The sequence below is a fragment of the Vibrio sp. 10N.247.311.14 genome, from assembly GCF_041467715.1.
Taxonomy (GTDB): Bacteria; Pseudomonadota; Gammaproteobacteria; order Enterobacterales; family Vibrionaceae; genus Vibrio; species Vibrio crassostreae_C.
The window spans coordinates 99443-117411 of the sequence record NZ_JBFSVE010000006.1 but is presented as its reverse complement, the minus strand read 5'-3'; the positions used below and the strand labels follow the sequence as shown (position 1 = coordinate 117411).

Sequence of the window (17969 nt, the reverse complement as noted above, 5' to 3'; positions counted from 1 at the left end):
CGCTTGTACGGTGGTGTGAGAGGACGGAGGCCGTGAGGCCTCCTCCTACTCGATTTGAGTTCGACACAATTTTACATGCATGATGTAGCTTGAAGAATGGCTCTTCTTACCTTGCTATAAAATACGCAATCGATAGCGTGTAAATAATGGTATACAGGGTGTTTTAAATATAAAACACAAAAAAAATTGCGTTTATTTTTAATTAGTGATTGAAACTAGAGTTTTTACTAGTTAAGTTACAGGGAACAAGAAGATTAGTGCTGATAGAAAGTGACGTGAGACAACGTACATTCAGCTCAAGGATAGAAAAAAGGAAGAAGTAAGCAATGTTCCAGACTGATGATGTAAGAATTAACAAAGTAAAAGAGTTATTACCCCCTGTTGCTGTTTTAGAAAAGTTTCCAGCGACAGAAGTTGCTTCTTCTACAACCTTTGAAAGCCGCAAAGCGATCCACAATATTTTAGAAGAGAGCGATGATCGCTTGCTTGTTATTGTCGGCCCATGTTCTATTCATGACACAGAAGCTGCTCTTGAGTACGGTAAACGTTTGAAAGTGTTGCGCGACGAACTTGGTGATAACCTTGAAATCGTAATGCGTGTTTACTTTGAAAAACCACGTACAACTGTTGGTTGGAAAGGTCTAATAAATGACCCGTACATGAACGATACGTTCAAGCTAAATGATGGCCTTCGTCTAGGACGTAAGCTACTGCTGGACCTAACTGACATGGGCATGCCAACGGCAAGCGAATTCCTAGACATGATCACGCCTCAATACGTTGCTGACCTAATCAGCTGGGGTGCAATCGGCGCACGTACTACAGAATCTCAAGTTCACCGCGAACTGGCTTCTGGCCTATCTTGCCCAGTTGGATTTAAGAATGGTACTGATGGCAACATCAAGATTGCAACAGATGCGATTCGCTCTGCTAGCGCTTCTCACCACTTCTTATCAGTAACTAAGTACGGTCACTCAGCTATCGTTGAAACAGCAGGTAACCCTGATTGTCATATCATCCTACGTGGTGGCAAAGAGCCAAATTACAGCGCAGAACACGTTGGTAAGATTAAAGAAGAGCTAGCAGCTTCTGGTCTTCCACAAAAAGTGATGATCGATTTCAGCCACGCAAACAGCTCTAAGCAGTTTAAGCGTCAAATGAACGTATCTGATGACGTAAGCGCACAAATTTCTGGTGGCGACAAAGCTATCTTTGGTGTGATGATTGAATCTCATCTTGTTGAAGGTCGCCAAGACCTGGTTGAGGGCAAAGCTGCAACGTACGGCCAATCTGTTACTGATGCGTGTATTGGTTGGGAAGACACTGAAACAGTACTTCGCCAGCTGGCAGACGCTGTTGAAGCTCGTCGTAACAAATAGACTAATTACAGTCAGCGATTAAGCTACTGAAAATTCAAAGCCCTTAGTTAGCAACAGCTAATAAGGGCTTTTTTGTGGATCTTAGTTGAAAACTGGAAGTGTCTGTATTCTTAAATGAGAAAAGACAGTAACTCGTCGACTTTAAGTGACAGTAAAGCTTTATCTTGTTTGGTTTCAACGTTAAGGCGTATTAATGGCTCGGTATTGGACTTTCTTAAGTTGAAGCGCCATGAGCCCATATTCATGCTGATTCCGTCTGTGTGATCGATCTCAACGGCATTATTTTGGTAGTGCGATAACACGCAAGCCATGACCTGCTCTGGGTCTGAGACTCTTCGATTGATCTCCCCGGAAGAGGGGAATCTATCTATACTAGTACTCGTTAATTGGTGAAGAGATTGTTGAGTTTTCGACATCAGCTCGATAACCAATAGCCAAGGAATCATGCCTGAATCGCAATATCCAAAATCACGAAAATAATGGTGTGCGCTCATTTCGCCCCCATAGACGGCATTCGTTTCACGCATCTTCTCTTTGATCAGTGCGTGTCCTGCTTTAATTCCAATCGCTTTTCCACCATGCGTTTTTGCGATTTCAATTGTGTTCCAGGTCATGCGCATATCGTGCAATACAGTCGTGTTAGGCTGTTTGACCAAGAATGCTTCAGCAAGCAACCCTACAATGTAATAACCCTCGATGTAATCGCCTTGCTCATCAAAGAAAAAGCATCGGTCGAAGTCTCCATCCCAAGCAATTCCAAGGTTGGCAGAATGCTCTAAAACGGCATCTCGAGTGGCTGCTTGGTTCTCTCTAATCAAAGGGTTTGGAATACCATTTGGGAAGTTTCCATCAGGGTTATGATGAACTTTGATGAAGGTGATAGGGACACCGAGTTCGTTAAATTTATTATCTAAAGCATCAATGATATGTCCTGCAACACCGTTCCCAGCATTAACCACAATCTTCATCGGTGACAGCTTTGATGGGGTTATGTACGAGAGTAGGTGCTCGACGTACGGAGCAAGAATACTGTTCGATCTACTAGAGTTACTTGGTTGTGCATGAACGAACGGTAAATTGCAGTTCAGCTCTTGATTAAGTTCTTCAATGCGTCGTTTGATTTCATCTAAACCACTGTTTTTACTGATAGGGCTAGCGTCTACACCGACCATTTTCATGCCGTTGTAATTGATTGGGTTGTGGCTGGCTGTGATTTGTATTCCGCCAATCGCTTTTAGGTAACGAGTCGCAAAGTAGACCTCTTCAGTGCCAGTCATACCTAGATCAATGACGGTAATCCCTGACTCGATTAAGCCTTTGGTCATGGCTTCTTGTAATGACAGGGAGGTTTTGCGGTTATCACGACCAATCACTACCTGCGCCAAACCATCGAGTGAGGTTTCAGGCTTAGCGGATAGGACGTATTCGCCAAATGCCTTACCGAGCAGGTAGGCGAGTGGCTCATTGATTTGTTTACCAATGACGCCGCGGATATCGTTGTTCTTAAAGCAGTTTAGGTCTAATGTTGGTTTCATCGATTTGTCGCTGCTTTATTTCGTTTGGTTGTGCTTTGATGAGTGGACTTGTTGCTTGCGCACGTCTCGCCCATAACTGTCTTGATATCGAATGATGTCGCCTTCACTTAAATGACTGCCTGTTTGTACTTCAATCATCTCGAGTGGGAGATCCCCTGGGTTCTCTAGGCTGTGAATATGACCTAAAGGGATGTAAGTGGATTGATCTTCTTCAACTAGATAGGTTTTCTCATTGTTGGTCACTTTCGCAGTACCCGCCACGACTACCCAATGTTCCGCTCTATGGTGGTGCATTTGTAACGACAACTTGTGACCGGGTTTAACGGTGATACGTTTAACTTTGTCGCGCTTGCCTAGGTCGATAACATCGTATTTACCCCAAGGTCTAAACACCTCACGATGATGCACATGTTCTGTGCGACCCGCTTGATTTAGTTGACTGACAATCGATTTAACACCCTGAACCTTGTCTTTATTTGCAACCAATATAGCGTCTTTGGTTTCGACAATAATCAGGTTGTCGACACCTACCGTCGCAACCAGCTTATTTTCAGCATGGATGTAGTTGTGTTGAGAGTCGACGGTTAACACATCACCTTCAATGACGTTATTGTGCTGATCTTTTTCGCTTACATCCCAGATCGCGGACCATGAGCCAATATCGTTCCAGCCGACATCCATCGGGATCACCGCGGCGTGCGAGGTCTTTTCCATCACGGCGTAATCGATTGAATCACTTGGACTGCTTTTGAATGCTTCAGCGTCTATACGGATAAAGTCGAGGTCGGTATTTTGCGTTGCAAGAGCGAGTTTACAAGCCGCTACTATCTCAGGGTGGTGTTCGGCGAGTTCTTCAACATAGCGTGATGCCTTAAACATGAACATGCCACTGTTCCATAAGTATTGTTCTGAGCGGATGTACTCTTCTGCTGTTGCTGTGTCTGGCTTTTCTACAAAGCATTCTATGGCGAAGGCGTGATTGATTGGCTGCTCTGTTCCATTAGTATCAGTTTGAGCACTGGAGGAAAGAGGCTCTCCCTGCTTGATATAGCCATAGCCAGTCTCTGGGGAGCTAGGTGTTATACCGAATGTCACCAGCTTGCCTTGTTTTGCATAATCAACACCACGACTAATCGCTTGTTGGAATTCAGAGGTTTTCGCGATGTGATGATCAGCAGCCAGCACTAACAAGATAGGGTCGGATGCGCTTTGTTCATTAAGCGGTGGTTTACTTAAAGCCTTTAGGGCGGCAAGCGCAATGGCTGGGGCTGTATTTCTACCGACTGGCTCTAGCAGAATACCACTATGTTGAATGTTAGCTGATCGAGCTTGTTCAGCGGCAATAAAGCGATGCTCTTCATTACAGATAATGAATGGGGCATCGCATTTACTATCCATCAAGTGCTCTTCAAGGCCTTGCAGGCGTTGAAGTGTGTGCTGAAGCATTGACTGGTCGCCGGCAATATTGAGAAATTGCTTAGGGTAAAGCTCGCGAGACAGTGGCCAGAGACGACTTCCGGAGCCGCCGGCTAGAATGACAGGTAAAATCATAGCGTGGTAATTAGGTGCATTAGAATACTGCCATCATATTACCACGCTTCACGCTTATTACTTATCGATAACCAAGAAGGATATGACTATCGATGACCTTCCTTAGGGGAGTTCAACATGTCTTTGGGATCGCTAATATTCTGATTATCACCTAGGCTTTGAACGCTGTTATGATCTTGAACATTAGAAAAGTCTTGAGGGTCAATCTTGAGTGTCTGTGTTGGGAACGCGATGTCTGCATTGTGTTTATGAATAATCGCCAGAACCTGTAACAGAACGTCTTGCTTCACTTTGTGGTACCTGATCCAGTTGACTGTTTTTGTGAAGGTATAGATAAAGAAGTTGAGCGTTGATGGCCCAAATTTGTCAAAGTTAACGATCAACGTCTGTTTGGCATCAATATCTGGGTGGGTCTCGAGCATGGTTCTTACATCATCAACAATGAGCGCCAATTTGTCTGCATCTTGATAACGAAGACCAAAGGTTTCATTGATTCTACGATTCAACATTCTCGATGGATTCTCTACCACAATACTACTGAACACCGAATTTGGCACGTACAAAGGACGCTTATCAAAAGTGCGGATGATCGTCATGCGCCAACCAATGCGTTCGACAGTGCCTTCGATTTGACGATCGGGAGAACGTATCCAATCACCGACTTTAAAAGGGCGGTCGAAGTAAATCATCATGCCACCGAAGAAATTCGACAGTAAGTCCTTAGCCGCTAAACCGACGATCAAGCCACCAACACCACCAAAGGTGAGTAAGCCGGAAAGACTGAGCCCAAATGCCTGCATAATGGTTAGGCCGCCCATCACCATAAAGAACAAGCGAGCGACTTTCGCTATCGCTTGTACAGTGGTTTCGTCTCTGGTTTTTTGCTCTAAGACATAGGCTTCAGTGTTAGTGATCATTCGTAAGGTAAACCAAACGAATGTACAGATAATCAATATGTGTTTAAGCGTTTTTAACCAATTGATTTCATTGCCAAACTGGTCTTGAAGTATTAGCCCGATAGAGACTGTAGCAGGCCAACACCAAAGTAATGTGCTGACAGGGGTTTTTAGTGCTTCTAGCAGTAGATCGTCCCAGTGGAATGGGGTTTTCTGAACCAGAATTTCTAAGCGATTATGGATAATTCGCCAAGCTACCCAAGCGAGAAAACTCGCAATAGTGATGAATAGGACGCTGTTTGCCCAATCACTATGGCTCTGGTTGATGTAGGTTTGTACTTGGGTTATGAATTCATTCATTGTGTGTGCTGCCGCAGAAATTATGAATTGGAAATTAGCAGAAACTCGAGTTGTTCTCTACCTTTATAAATCAAGCGATTATGACAATAGTATAACCTTATTCTTGCAGAACTAACTTTTTTTGAGATAGAAACTAATGTAGGTTTGGCTATCCCGTGTAATTAAAATTTCTAAACAGGATTTCAAATGAGCGACAAACAATATGCAGTTATCGGTTTAGGGCGATTTGGTCTGTCTGTTTGCAAAGAGCTACAAAGTTCAGGGGCACAGGTACTGGCCGTCGATATTGATGAAGAGCGAGTGAAAGAAGCAGCGGCTTTTGTTTCACAAGCGATTGTTGCGAACTGCACGAGCGAAGAGACGGTGAAAGAGTTAAGACTCGATGATTACGATATGGTGATGGTGTCGATAGGCTCTGACGTTAACTCAAGCATTCTAACGACTTTGGTGGTGAAAGAATCTGGAGCAAAAGCAGTCTGGGTTAAGGCGAATGATAAGTTCCACGGCAAGATCCTCTCTAAGATTGGTGCTGACCATATCATCATGCCTGAACGAGATATGGGCATTCGTGTTGCGCGTAAAATGTTGGATAGACGCGTTCTTGAGTTTATCGATCTTGGCAGCGGTTTAGCGATGACGGAGATTGTTATTGGTTCTAATTTGTTGGGTAAGAAACTTGGCGACCTTAAGCTGTGTAAAGAAAATGGTGTTGAAGTACTTGGCTTCAAGCGAGGACCGAACCTAACTAAAGCTCCAGAACTGGATGTGAGTTTAGAAATTGGGGATGTGGTGATCATCGCTGGGCCGAAAGAGACCTTATCTAGAAAGCTACGCAATTGGTAATTGGTAATTGGCAATAAGGTAACAGTATGAATTCGTTAAAACGAAAAGGTACTTTCTACACGCTTAAGAGTGATAAAAAGCCACGTAAAGGCTCTGAACCTAAGATTATCCTTACGAGCTTCTTAGGCGTACTTATCCCCTCTGCAATATTGTTGACGATGCCTGTATTCTCTGTGACAGGCCTAAGTTTTACGGATGCACTGTTTACAGCAACCTCGGCGATCAGTGTGACAGGATTAGGTGTTGTCGATACCGGTGAGCATTTCACCTTGGCGGGTAAAATCTTACTGATGTTCTTGATGCAAGTCGGCGGGTTAGGGCAGATGACTCTATCTGCGGTACTGCTTTACATGTTCGGTGTTAGGTTAAGCCTTAAACAACAAGCACTCGCGAAAGAAGCGCTTGGCCAAGATCGTAAGATTAACCTTCGTAAATTGGTTAAGAAGATCATCATCTTTGCATTAGTGGCTGAATTTATCGGTTTTGTATTGCTCTGCTTCCGCTGGGTACCTGAGATGGGATGGTCAACGGGCAGTTTTTATGCTCTATTTCATGCGATATCTGCATTCAATAACGCAGGTTTTGCACTGTTTTCAGACAGTATGATGAGTTTTGTTGATGATCCGCTGGTGATCTTCACCTTAGCTGGCTTGTTTATTTTCGGTGGGCTAGGCTTCACAGTCGTCGGCGACCTATCGAGTAACTGGCGTAAAGGTTTTCGACATCTTCATTTACACACCAAGATTATGCTAACCGCCACTCCGACTCTATTGTTGGTAGGTACGGTATTGTTCTGGCTGCTAGAAAGAAATAACTCAGCAACCATGGAAGGGTTATCGACTCAAGGACAGTGGCTAGCCGCATTTTTTCAGTCGGCAAGTGCTCGTACTGCTGGCTTTAATAGTGTGGATTTGTCTCAATACACTCAGCCGGCATTGCTGGTAATGATTGTACTGATGTTGATTGGTGCCGGTTCTACTTCAACGGGTGGTGGTATTAAGGTTTCGACCTTTGCCGTCGCGTTTGTTGCGACGTGGACGTTTTTACGCCAGAAGAAACATGTAGTGATGTTTAAGCGAACCGTAACTTGGCAAGCGGTAACAAAGTCATTGGCCATTATTGTGGTAAGTGGGGCGTTATTAACCACCGCGATGTTTTTGTTAATGCTTACTGAAAAGGCAGCGTTTGATCGAGTCATGTTTGAGGTGATTTCTGCCTTTGCAACGGTTGGTTTAACAGCTGGCTTAACCGCAAACCTGACTGAGCCAGGTAAATACATCATGATTGTGGTTATGGTGATTGGACGTATCGGCCCCCTGACCTTGGCTTATATGCTAGCTCGTCCAGAACCTTCCTTGTTGAAATACCCTGAAGACACGGTGTTAACGGGTTAATTAGGTCCACGGGCTGATAAATAAAGCTCTGTAAATAAAAACAAAGCTAGCGATATGCTGGCTTTGTTGTCATAGGCTGATCGTTAATTGCTGAATGCCTATCCCTCAAACATCTCAACGTATTCCTCATAGCCTTCTTCTGCTAATTTATCCGCAGGGATAAAGCGCATTGCGGCTGAGTTCATGCAGTAACGTAACCCTGTTGGTTTTGGACCATCTTTGAATACATGCCCTAGGTGGGAATCGCCAAACTTACTTCGAACCTCTGTTCTTGGGTAAAGCAGCTTGTAGTCAGTAGTTGTAACGACATAAGCTTCGCTGATTGGTTGGGTGAAGCTCGGCCAACCCGTACCTGATTTGTATTTGTCTTTTGATGAGAACAAAGGCTCACCGGTAACGATATCAACGTAAATACCTTCTTGCTTGTTATCCCAGTATTTGTTGTCAAATGGGCGCTCAGTAGCGTCTTCTTGCGTTACATCGTATTGAAGTGCTGTAAGCTTCGCTTTGATCTCTGCATCAGACGGTTTTACGTATGTTTTAGCATTCGCTGTCGCATTCTTACTGTCGATGATCTGACGTAGTGTTTTAGGGTTGTCCTTTCTATCATCACCGAAGATTTTATCTAAATACTGATCACGACCTGAAGCGTAACGATAGTAGTTATAACGAACCTTACTCTTCTTGTAATAATCTTGGTGGTAATCTTCTGCTGGCCAGAACTTCTCAAATTTTATCAGTTCTGTTTTTAGTGGTGCACCAAAGATATTAGCTTTGTCGATCTCCATCATGAAGTTCTGAGCAACATCTTTTTGTGCTTGGTTATGATAGAAAATAGCCGGTCGATAATGACGGCCTCGGTCTACAAAAGAGCCTTTGTCATCGGTTGGATCGATGTGTCTGAAGAATTGGTCAAGAACCTGTTCATAGCTAACAACATCAGGGTTGTAAGTCACGTTTATCACTTCGATGTGACCCGACTTGCCTGAGGATACTTGTTTGTAGGTTGGGTTTTCTAGTTCACCGCCAGAATACCCAGAGATAACGTCGGTGACGCCTGTCAGCTTTTCTAGGTCGGATTCTGTACACCAAAAACAACCACCAGCCAGTGTCGCGATTTCACTATTACCTGAATTAGCTGTTTTATCCATTGTATTGGCAGTGCCAGTCTGGCTTACAAACAGCGAAATCAGTGGTAGCGCAACCACGAGTGATACCAATATTTTAGATAATTTATTCATAGATACCTCATCTTGACGTTCTTCTCATTCGATTTTGAATGTACGAATAGAGACAGGTTTTAGATGGAAAAAATTGCATCATTCACAAAAAAATATGTCGCCGAGAAAATCTTGCTCATAAATGCCGCCAGTAGTAGGGTGTCAGTATTGATATCCAATAATAGACAGCGATGGCGGTTATCGTACATCTAAGGAACAACATGCAAGCAGAAGTTAAATGGGTCGAAGGCTTTAAATTCCTAGGTCAATCTCAATCTGGCCACTCTGTAGTAATGGATGGCAGTGGTGGTGCAACCGCGCCAAGCCCAATGGAAATGGTCCTTATGGCCGCTGGTGGTTGTAGCTCTGTTGATGTAGTGGACGGTTTGAAATCTGCGGGTCAAAGCATCACTGGTTGCAATGCAAAGCTTGAAACCAAACGTCGTGAAACAGCGCCGAAAATCTTTACTGTGATTAATATTCACTTTGAAGTGTCTGGTGACAACCTTGATCCTGAGCAGGTCGCTAAGGTGTGTGCGGATTCATTAGAAAAGTACTGTTCTGTATGTCTAATGTTGGGTGCTGGCGTAGAGATGACTCATAGCTGGGAAATCGTTTAGTTTTCTGATTGTACAGCTTGGCGGTAGGCTAATCTTTACGGCTTACGGCTTACGGCTTACGGCTTACGGCTTACGGCTTACGGCTTACGGCTTATCGCTTACGGTTTTTAGGCATAGCCAGACAAAGAAAAGGGCGGAGCACTTTAAAGTGCTCCGCCCTTATTATTTTAACCAAGGTAGAGTGCTATTATTCAGCAGCTTCTACGATAACTTCTTCAACTTGTACTTCTTCTTGGTATTCGAAACCAGGGATCGTTGCGTCAACACGACGGTTTTGAGCACGACCTTCAGCTGTAGCGTTTGATGCAATTGGATTCTCTTCGCCTTCACCTGACGCTGTAATACGGTCTGCTTCAATGCCTTGCTCTTCGATGTATGCGGCTACAGCAGCAGCACGTTTCTTAGAGATCATTAGATTATACTCAGCTGCACCTGTTGAGTCGGTGTGACCAACAACATCAACTGATGATTGAGGGTGAGCTTTAAGTACTTCAACTAATGGCATTAATGCAATTTTACCATCTGTAGACAGTTCAGTACTGTTTGTCTCAAACATACCTTGAGAGAAGCTCTCAGTTTGCGCTTTAGTAACAACCACGGTTGTCTTCTCTTCAACAACAACTGCTGGTTCTGTGATTGGCTCAGATGGCGCTTGAGTCACTGCTACTGCAGAAGCTGTTGCAGCCGCCGCTGATGCTGTTGTGTTGCCAGTACCGAAGTTGTAGCTAACACCAACTGATAGTAGGTTCGAGTTCAGGTCTTGAACGTAGTTGTCGTCGAAATCATCAAAGTATTGGTATTCAACACGTAATGCCCAATCAGAAGATAGTTGCTTCTCTACACCGATACCAGCAGAAAGAACGACGTCATCCTCGCCACCGTGTGAAATGTAAGCAGGACCTGCTTTAAAGAATACGTCAAACTCTTGTTGTACTGCTAGGCGGTACATTGGAGTTAGCGAGATTGCGATCAGTGGATCGCTGAACGCAGCTGTTGTGCCGTTCTTTGAAAAGCTTGTCTTGTAGTCGCCAAGGAAGTCTGAGCTTAGCTCAATACCAAATTTGTCATTAAAATTGTAACCAGAGTAGATGCCTGCACCAATTGCATCATCATCACATTTAGCACCGGCTACACATGCGCTGTCTAGCCAGCCCATACCCACTTTTGCACCTACATAAGTGGTTGCAGCAATAGAAGGCGCTGCTGCTAGGCCTGAAGCGGCAACAACAGCACACATGATTTTTGACAGTCTTTTCATAATCTTATCCTTGGATTAGCTATTATTGTTATCTGAACTTACCAGTAAAACGATCACTTATTGGGTTACGACACTGCTTATAATAAGTAAATCAAGGTGTTGGTTCAGGTGAACCTGTTTCTTTCTCAGTACTTATATTGTTAATCTGATTGCGTATTGGAGTCAATGAAATTGTTAAATATTATATATTTAAGATGCCTTTATTGTTGGTTTTATCATTTGTTGGAATGTTTATGTTTATGTTTATGTTTATGTTTAAGCTATAGCCTAGCCTCGTCTATTTACCAGTGGCGCTACGGGTAATAAGTAAAAAACTTGCGCTTTATCATGCTTATAAAACAAAAATCCCCACCCAATATGTATAACTCGAATGAGTACATGATTGGATAGGGATTTGAATTGAAGCTATAGCGGTATTTTCACGTTTTACATCACGTAATAGCTCGACTTTGTTTACGGACGCTCACCAGCTAACAAACGTTTTTCAATATCTGCAATGACACCTGGTAGGTCTGCAATGGTATCGATTAGGTAGTGTGGGTTTGATTTGTTTAGCTTAACGCTTGCTTTTTCACGTGCAGCTGCAAGTGTTGTCTCGTCTGCATCTAAATATTCTTGATACGTTAAGCCTGCTTCGTTCCCCGATAATACAAGTCCAACTGTCCACATGCCTGCGTTGTGACCCTCATCGATCCCCGGTGCTGCGTCGTCTACTTTTACACACGCAGCAACGCTAGTTACACCTAGATCGATTACGTTTTTCAGTGCCATAAATGGAGCAGGGCGACCACCTTGAGGTAAGTCATCGGTCGCTACCACGTTATCTGGTCGGTAACCGTAATCTGCAGCAGCAGGAATTAAAACATCCATCACTTCACGTGGGTAACCTGAACAAGACCCGATCTTCACGTTCTTCTCTTTTAGGTTATTGACCACTTCTATCGCATTCAAAATAGGTGCTGCGTGATCGGCTACTTTCGCTTTTTGAAGAGGCATGAATGCCGCGTAGATCGCGTCAACGTCTTCACTTGTCATGGAGCGTCCGAACTGAGCCTTCCAACGAGCGTCAACAGCTGGAATTCGACCCACTGCTTGGATGTGGTCCCATTTGCCGATCCCCATAGGTTCACGCGCTTCAGCTAAGTCGATGTCAAAGTCGAAACCTTGTTTGAATGCTTCAACGAAGATGCTAGTTGGAGCAAACGACCCAAAATCAACGATAGTGCCGGCCCAGTCAAAGATAACCGCTTGGATAGGTGATGTCGTGTTCATAATAGTGTCCTATTTTTGTGTCACTCCCAGTTCAAAGTTCTGGGAAACAAATGGTTGTTTAAGGTTATTGGTTTAAATGTTGATTTCGAGAATTAAAGGTATTCAAAATCTTTGCAGACTTTGGCTATCGCTTTTTCGAATACAGACAGAGCGACTTCTAGCTCGCTGCGACTGATGATCAATGGCGGGCTTAATTGAATCACGTTACCTTGTGACACCTTAAAGCTCAGGCCATCGTTCAGACATTGGTAAAGTACTGCTTCTGCTTCATCGAACGCTCGGTTTTTGGTGATATGGTCAGTGACCAATTCCACTCCCCAGAGCAGGCCGATGCCGCGAATGTCACCAATGACTGGGTATTTCTCTTTCATTTGAAGCAGTTGTTCACGCACGAATGCGCTGTCTGCTTGCACTTTTTCAAGTAGATTTTCTTGCTCAATCACTTCCATCGTAGCCAGTGCCGCCGCGCAACCGATAGGGCTTTTCTCATGGGTGTAATGACCAAGTGAGACTTGTGCTGCTGTGTTGTATTTGTCTTTAGTGACCATGGCTGCAATTGGAACCAAGCCGCCGCCAAAACCTTTACCGATACAAAGAATGTCAGGTTCGATATCAAAAGCTTGGTGAGTGAACCATTCGCCACTACGACCCATACCGTTTGGAATATCGTCGATGATCAACATGACGTTATGCTTATCACAAATCTCACGGATTCGCTTCCAGTAAGCTTTGCTTGGAACTTGAACGTCTGTGTTACGCACTGCTTCGGCAATGAAGGCACCAATGCCACCTTCTTTTTCAATCACATATTCTAGGTAATCGGCGTAGTGCACATCACATGCCGTCTCATTGTTATCGCCTGAGTTTTGCCCGCAACGCGATAAAGAGACATTAAGGGGAAAAGCACCACGATAGGAAACCGCTGGTGGAATGCGTTCTACGCCAGCCATTAATGGCCCCATGCCTTCGCGGAAACACGCTTCGCCCCCCACTGAAATTGCATCGAGTGACGCGCCATGGAATGAATCCCACAATGACACTACTTTGAAATTGTTGGTGACATGTCGAGCCAGTTTGAGTGCCATGCCGATAACCGAAGTACCACCCGGTGCAAACAACACGCGGTTCAACTCACCACCGCAGATCTGTGTCAGCTTTTCAGCGCATTGAACGGCTGTTTCATTGGTAAAGCGACGTGGTGAAAACGGCAATGAAGCCATTTGTTGAGTCACTTTATTAATGATATGTGGATGGCCATAACCCAATTGATGAACATTGTTACCGTGAAAGTCCATGTACTTCTTGCCCGTCGCATCTTGAATGTAGATGCCTTCAGCTGCTTCAAGTGTGTCTAGACAAGGCGTTGACATCGCTTGATGAAGAAATACGTCAGAGTCACGTTTTAACATCGCTTGAGTCGCATCATCGTTTAGCGACTCGTTCCATTTCTCACGCGCTGGCGTGGTGTTCACATCGCCTTCGCTTCGAAAGTGTGTCGCCTTTAGAACAGAATCTTGATTGGCCATCGTCATTATTTGATGTCCCAGTACATAGCATTCTTAACTGCGCCAATTAGAGCTTCAATGTCTGACGGATACACTTCACCGATGTTACCGATTCGGAAGCAGTCGGCGTTTGAAACCTTGCCCGGGTAAATCACAAAACCTTGTTCTTTCAAACGGTCATAGAATTCCTTGAATTGGTAATCGCTATGAGTTGAAGAATAGAAAGAGGTGATAATCGGTGAATGAAGTTCATCATTTAACAGAGGTTCAAAACCAAGAGAGCGCATACCTGCAACCAGTGTGGTTTGGTTTGTTTGGTAGCGACTATGACGAGCTTCGATGCCGCCTTCTTGTTCCAATTCAAGTAGAGCTTGGTAGAAAGCGCGCACTGTATGAGTCGGAGACGTGAAGCGCCATTTACCATGGTTGCTTTCCATGCAGTGCCACTGGTCAAACAGGTCAAGGCTTAATGAGCGAGCTTGGCCTTTGCATTTTTCCAGTTCCGATTGCTTCGCAATAACAAAGCCGAATCCAGGTACACCTTGAATACACTTGTTTGCCGAGCTGATCATGTAATCAATACCTAAGTCAGCAATATCCATAGGGATGCCACCAAAGCTCGACATCGCATCAAGAATGACGGTTTTGTTGTGCTGTTTTGCCAATTTGGCAATCTCTTCGATTGGATTCAACATACCTGTAGTGGTCTCACAGTGCACAATCGCAACGTGAGTAATATCTGAATCCATAGCCAATGCCGTTTCCATTTTGTTCAAGTCAGGCTGTGATGTTTCACCTGGGGAAACGACATGGCATGGAATGTTTAAATATTCTGCGATTTGAGCAATACGAGCACCATACGCACCGTTATCGACCACAAGAAGCTTATCGCTGTTAGAGATAACGCTACCGATTGTTGCTTCAACTGAAGCAGTGCCGCTGCCTTGCATTAATACACTTGTATATCCCGCCTGCTTAGTCGCCAAAGTAACAAGCTTGCTACGAATCACCTCAACAACGTCTTTGTTGTATTCATCATCCCAAGTACACCAGTCTTTTAGCATCGCTTGGCGAACGGTTTCAGAAGTAGATAAAGGGCCCGGTGTCAGCAGTAAGTATTCGTTTCTCATGTTCAATTCTCGCGATTTGTATTTTGGACTATACCAATATTTGCGGTTACTTTAACAACCAATTTAAACGGTCGTAAATAGCCCAAACGTTATTTTCACAAAAGCTTCATATTCAAATTTGTCACTTTTGTTGAGAAATTTTCCGATCTTTAAATTGCCATTTTTTGTTCATTTAATCGTCATAAAAGCCAGTTAGCTTAATACTCTAAATCTGGTACATACCAATGCAAAGGTGTGTGTTAACAACCTAAATGAATTTATGGATATAGAAGCCTCTAGATGGAGCTTCTAGCCTTAACAACTTTAACCTTGGCAATTCCTAACCTTGGCATCGGGCCTGACTGGAGAAAATGATGAAAAACCGTTTTATGAAAGGATCACTTGCAGCTTTAGTTACTCTATTGGCTGGTAATGCTTATGCAGCACAGGAAGTGACGGTTTACACCGCTTTTGAAACTGACATTTTAGCGAAGTACAAAAACGCATTTGAAAGTGAAAACCCAGACATCAACATCAAGTGGGTACGTGATTCAACTGGGATCATGACGGCAAAATTATTGGCCGAAAAAAACAACCCGCGTGCAGAGGTAGTTTGGGGACTTGCTGGTTCTTCAATGGCACTGCTTAAAGAAGAGGGCATCCTGAAACCTTATATGCCTCAAGGTGTAGAAGCATTACGCGCTAACCTTAACGACCCACAGTCTACTCAAGCTTGGTACGGTAATGATGCATTCTTCAATGCAGTTTGTTTCAACGAAGTGGTGGCTAAGCAACTTAACTTACCTGCACCTAAATCTTGGGATGACCTAACGAAGCCTATCTATAAAGGCCACATTGCCATGCCAAACCCAGCATCTTCTGGTACGGGCTACATGCAGGTTTCGGCTTGGTTACAAAACATGGGTGAAGACCAAGGTTGGAACTACATGCAGAAGCTAGACCAAAATATTGCTCACTACACGCACTCAGGTTCTAAGCCATGTGTTCAAGCGGGCATGGGTGAAGTCGCTATCGGTATTTCTATGGCGAGCCGTGGCGCTAAGCTGAAAACTCAAGGCGCTCCACTTTCAGTGATTACACCTGAAGGCATCGGCTGGGAATCTGAAGCGGTAGGCCTTGTTAAGCCTTCTGATGCAGCACAACGTGTTATCGATTGGTCTATTTCTAAAGCGGCAAATGAGCTTTACATCGAAATGTACCCAGTTGTTGGTCACCAAGATGTGACAGGCAAAGCAGAGAACTTCCCTAATGTAGAAAAGAACATGGCAAAAATGGACTTCGCTCGCATGGGCAGCGAACGTGCCGACGTTCTTAAAACATGGTCTGACAAGTTTGACGCTAAATCAGAGCCAAAATCTTAATCTGACGACCTAGTCAGTTACTTAACTATTTAGTTCATTAGAAGTTAGAAATCAGTAAAGGAAGGCTTCGGTCTTCCTTTTTTAGTTTTACGCCTTCAGGTTTTAAGTAAGGTACAACAAATGACAAAGCACTACTCATATTGGTTCAAGCAAGCGTTGGAACAAGAGTTCGGCAACATCAATGCGGGGCTAGATTCGGCTAAGCCGCTCCAAAAAGATGTCAACTGTGATATCGCCATTGTTGGCGGTGGCTATACGGGTTTATGGACGGCGATTTTAATCAAACAACAGCAACCCGAAAAGCATGTTGTCGTGATTGAAAAAGGCCTATGTGGTAGCGGTGCTTCTGGTGCGAACGGCGGTTGCATGCTGACGTGGTCAACCAAGTATCCGACGCTGAAAAAGCTCTATGGAAAAGAACAAGCGAAATGGTTGGTTAAGGAATCGGAAAAGGTTATATACGAGATCGAATCCTTCTGTAACGAACACAAGATTGACGCGCATCTATATCGCAGCGGAACTTACTACACGGCGACCAATGAAGCTCAAAAGGGTGGAATGGAGCCTGTTGTTAATGAGCTGGTTAAGCAGGGTATCAATAGCTGGAAGAAGTGCGACAATTCTTTGGCTGATAAAGCGGGATCTGAACACCATATTGAGGGTTACTACTCAGAAGCTGCGGGTAGTGTGCAGCCAGCGTTATTGGCTAGAGGTTTGCGCCGAGTCGCGCTTGAACTGGGTGTCGAAATTCACGAAAACACAGAGATGACATCACTCGACTATGGCTCTCCCGCTCGAATTCAAACCAAAGGCGGGTCAGTATTTGCGGATAAAGTGATTTTGGCACTCAATGCGTGGATGCTCGATCACTTCAAAGAGTTCAAACGCAGCATTGTGGTTGTCTCTTCAGATATGGTGGTGACCAAGCCCATTCCTGAAAAGCTCAAGAAGTTTGGCCCAGAGAAAGGGGCGGCGGTGGTGGATTCGCGTATCTTTGTCCACTACTACCGAGATACCCAGGACGGACGACTCATGTTGGGCAAAGGCGGCAATAAATTCTCGTTTGCCAATCAAGTTGAAAGCATGTTTAACCAAACGACTAACTACCTGCCGATTCTCAATCAATCGTTCCAAAAACTGTTCCCTAAATTGGAACAAAGTGAATTCGATTACAACTGGTCTGGCGGCTCAGATCGTTCGGTTACCGGATTGCCATTTTTCGGTAACCTAAAAGGCCAAAGCAACATCTATTATGGGCTTGGTTATTCAGGCAATGGCGTTGCTCAAGCCCGTATGGGCGGGAAGATTTTGTCAGCAATGGTGCTCGATATCGACAATGCTTGGACACGAAGCGGTTTAACTAAAGGCCCGTTAGGACACTTCCCGCCAGAGCCATTTCGTTGGGTAGGTGCGATGATGGTGCGTGATGCGGTACGAAGAAAAGAGAACGCGGAAGATTCGGGTAACACGCCATTGTGGCTAGATAAACAGTTATCCAAACTCGCAGGTGCGGCGGGCAAAGCCGACAAGGTTGAATCATAGATTAATCTTGCGTTTAAATTAGAAGTTTACATTAAGGCTCTCAGTGATTTATGGGCAAGTCACTGAGGGCTTTCAACGTTGAACGAACTGTTAATGCTGAACA

Annotated in this window: 14 protein-coding genes; 6 read left to right on the top strand and 8 right to left on the bottom strand. The window is 44.3% G+C overall.

Annotation, left to right across the window (positions count from 1 at the left end):
- Positions 1 to 326 precede the first annotated feature (326 nt).
- On the top strand, positions 327 to 1379 hold the full coding sequence (aroG, locus tag AB6F11_RS03895) for a 3-deoxy-7-phosphoheptulonate synthase AroG (RefSeq protein WP_017061746.1): 1053 nt from the start codon (positions 327 to 329) through the stop codon (positions 1377 to 1379).
- Positions 1380 to 1489: 110 nt separating this feature from the next.
- Here aroG and AB6F11_RS03890 read toward each other — a convergent pair whose 3' ends face one another.
- The 3 genes from AB6F11_RS03890 to AB6F11_RS03880 form a co-directional block, all read right to left on the bottom strand.
- Positions 1490 to 2914: a phosphomannomutase/phosphoglucomutase gene (locus AB6F11_RS03890; RefSeq protein WP_017068632.1), complete on the bottom strand. Its 1425-nt coding sequence runs from the start codon at positions 2912 to 2914 to the stop codon at positions 1490 to 1492.
- A gap of 15 nt (positions 2915 to 2929) precedes the next feature.
- Entirely contained in the window at positions 2930 to 4465 is a 1536-nt protein-coding gene (locus tag AB6F11_RS03885) for a mannose-1-phosphate guanylyltransferase/mannose-6-phosphate isomerase (RefSeq protein WP_065675871.1), read from the bottom strand.
- Between the two features lie 86 nt (positions 4466 to 4551).
- On the bottom strand, positions 4552 to 5721 hold the full coding sequence (locus AB6F11_RS03880; protein ID WP_102393591.1) for a mechanosensitive ion channel family protein: 1170 nt from the start codon (positions 5719 to 5721) through the stop codon (positions 4552 to 4554).
- A 186-nt stretch (positions 5722 to 5907) separates the two neighbouring features.
- Between AB6F11_RS03880 and AB6F11_RS03875 the strand changes: the two genes are divergently transcribed.
- A complete protein-coding gene (locus AB6F11_RS03875) occupies positions 5908 to 6564 on the top strand; it encodes a TrkA family potassium uptake protein (protein ID WP_017065605.1) in 657 nt (218 codons plus the stop codon).
- A gap of 26 nt (positions 6565 to 6590) precedes the next feature.
- Positions 6591 to 7958, top strand: coding sequence for a TrkH family potassium uptake protein (locus tag AB6F11_RS03870; RefSeq protein ID WP_017065604.1), 1368 nt, complete (start codon positions 6591 to 6593; stop codon positions 7956 to 7958).
- Between the two features lie 98 nt (positions 7959 to 8056).
- Here AB6F11_RS03870 and msrB read toward each other — a convergent pair whose 3' ends face one another.
- Complete coding sequence (gene msrB / locus AB6F11_RS03865; RefSeq protein ID WP_017061740.1) at positions 8057 to 9199, bottom strand: peptide-methionine (R)-S-oxide reductase MsrB; 1143 nt, start codon at positions 9197 to 9199, stop codon at positions 8057 to 8059.
- Between the two features lie 200 nt (positions 9200 to 9399).
- Between msrB and AB6F11_RS03860 the strand changes: the two genes are divergently transcribed.
- A complete protein-coding gene (locus AB6F11_RS03860; RefSeq protein WP_102393590.1) occupies positions 9400 to 9798 on the top strand; it encodes an OsmC family protein in 399 nt (132 codons plus the stop codon).
- 187 nt (positions 9799 to 9985) lie between these two features.
- Here AB6F11_RS03860 and AB6F11_RS03855 read toward each other — a convergent pair whose 3' ends face one another.
- The 4 genes from AB6F11_RS03855 to phnW all read right to left on the bottom strand — a co-directional run bounded on the left by AB6F11_RS03855 (position 9986) and on the right by phnW (position 14963).
- On the bottom strand, positions 9986 to 11056 hold the full coding sequence (locus tag AB6F11_RS03855) for an OmpA family protein (RefSeq protein WP_017059500.1): 1071 nt from the start codon (positions 11054 to 11056) through the stop codon (positions 9986 to 9988).
- A gap of 453 nt (positions 11057 to 11509) precedes the next feature.
- Positions 11510 to 12328, bottom strand: coding sequence for a phosphonoacetaldehyde hydrolase (gene phnX, locus AB6F11_RS03850; protein WP_050649212.1), 819 nt, complete (start codon positions 12326 to 12328; stop codon positions 11510 to 11512).
- A 92-nt stretch (positions 12329 to 12420) separates the two neighbouring features.
- The gene (locus AB6F11_RS03845; protein ID WP_102393589.1) at positions 12421 to 13860 is read right to left on the bottom strand and encodes an aspartate aminotransferase family protein; all 1440 of its coding nucleotides are present in this window, start codon (positions 13858 to 13860) and stop codon (positions 12421 to 12423) included.
- Entirely contained in the window at positions 13860 to 14963 is a 1104-nt protein-coding gene (gene phnW / locus AB6F11_RS03840) for a 2-aminoethylphosphonate--pyruvate transaminase (RefSeq protein WP_102393588.1), read from the bottom strand. Before phnW ends, AB6F11_RS03845 begins: the two co-directional genes overlap by 1 nt.
- A gap of 350 nt (positions 14964 to 15313) precedes the next feature.
- Here phnW and AB6F11_RS03835 point away from each other — a divergent pair, with 350 nt between their 5' ends.
- Together AB6F11_RS03835 and AB6F11_RS03830 are read left to right on the top strand one after the other, a co-directional pair.
- Positions 15314 to 16324, top strand: coding sequence for a putative 2-aminoethylphosphonate ABC transporter substrate-binding protein (locus tag AB6F11_RS03835; RefSeq protein WP_102393587.1), 1011 nt, complete (start codon positions 15314 to 15316; stop codon positions 16322 to 16324).
- A 120-nt stretch (positions 16325 to 16444) separates the two neighbouring features.
- Entirely contained in the window at positions 16445 to 17866 is a 1422-nt protein-coding gene (locus AB6F11_RS03830; protein WP_102393586.1) for an FAD-dependent oxidoreductase, read from the top strand.
- The last annotated feature ends 103 nt before the right edge of the window (positions 17867 to 17969 follow it).

Bases quoted from the DNA above. Each gene is read 5' to 3' on its own strand.
- AB6F11_RS03845 (WP_102393589.1), bottom strand. From the start codon at position 13,860: ATGACGATGGCCAATCAAGATTCTGTTCTAAAGGCGACACACTTTCGA.
- AB6F11_RS03875 (WP_017065605.1), top strand. From the start codon at position 5,908: ATGAGCGACAAACAATATGCAGTTATCGGTTTAGGGCGATTTGGTCTG.
- AB6F11_RS03855 (WP_017059500.1), bottom strand. From the start codon at position 11,056: ATGAAAAGACTGTCAAAAATCATGTGTGCTGTTGTTGCCGCTTCAGGC.
- aroG (WP_017061746.1), top strand. From the start codon at position 327: ATGTTCCAGACTGATGATGTAAGAATTAACAAAGTAAAAGAGTTATTA.
- phnW (WP_102393588.1), bottom strand. From the start codon at position 14,963: ATGAGAAACGAATACTTACTGCTGACACCGGGCCCTTTATCTACTTCT.
- AB6F11_RS03830 (WP_102393586.1), top strand. From the start codon at position 16,445: ATGACAAAGCACTACTCATATTGGTTCAAGCAAGCGTTGGAACAAGAG.
- AB6F11_RS03880 (WP_102393591.1), bottom strand. From the start codon at position 5,721: ATGAATGAATTCATAACCCAAGTACAAACCTACATCAACCAGAGCCAT.
- AB6F11_RS03835 (WP_102393587.1), top strand. From the start codon at position 15,314: ATGATGAAAAACCGTTTTATGAAAGGATCACTTGCAGCTTTAGTTACT.
- AB6F11_RS03885 (WP_065675871.1), bottom strand. From the start codon at position 4,465: ATGATTTTACCTGTCATTCTAGCCGGCGGCTCCGGAAGTCGTCTCTGG.
- AB6F11_RS03890 (WP_017068632.1), bottom strand. From the start codon at position 2,914: ATGAAACCAACATTAGACCTAAACTGCTTTAAGAACAACGATATCCGC.
- phnX (WP_050649212.1), bottom strand. From the start codon at position 12,328: ATGAACACGACATCACCTATCCAAGCGGTTATCTTTGACTGGGCCGGC.
- msrB (WP_017061740.1), bottom strand. From the start codon at position 9,199: ATGAATAAATTATCTAAAATATTGGTATCACTCGTGGTTGCGCTACCA.
- AB6F11_RS03860 (WP_102393590.1), top strand. From the start codon at position 9,400: ATGCAAGCAGAAGTTAAATGGGTCGAAGGCTTTAAATTCCTAGGTCAA.
- AB6F11_RS03870 (WP_017065604.1), top strand. From the start codon at position 6,591: ATGAATTCGTTAAAACGAAAAGGTACTTTCTACACGCTTAAGAGTGAT.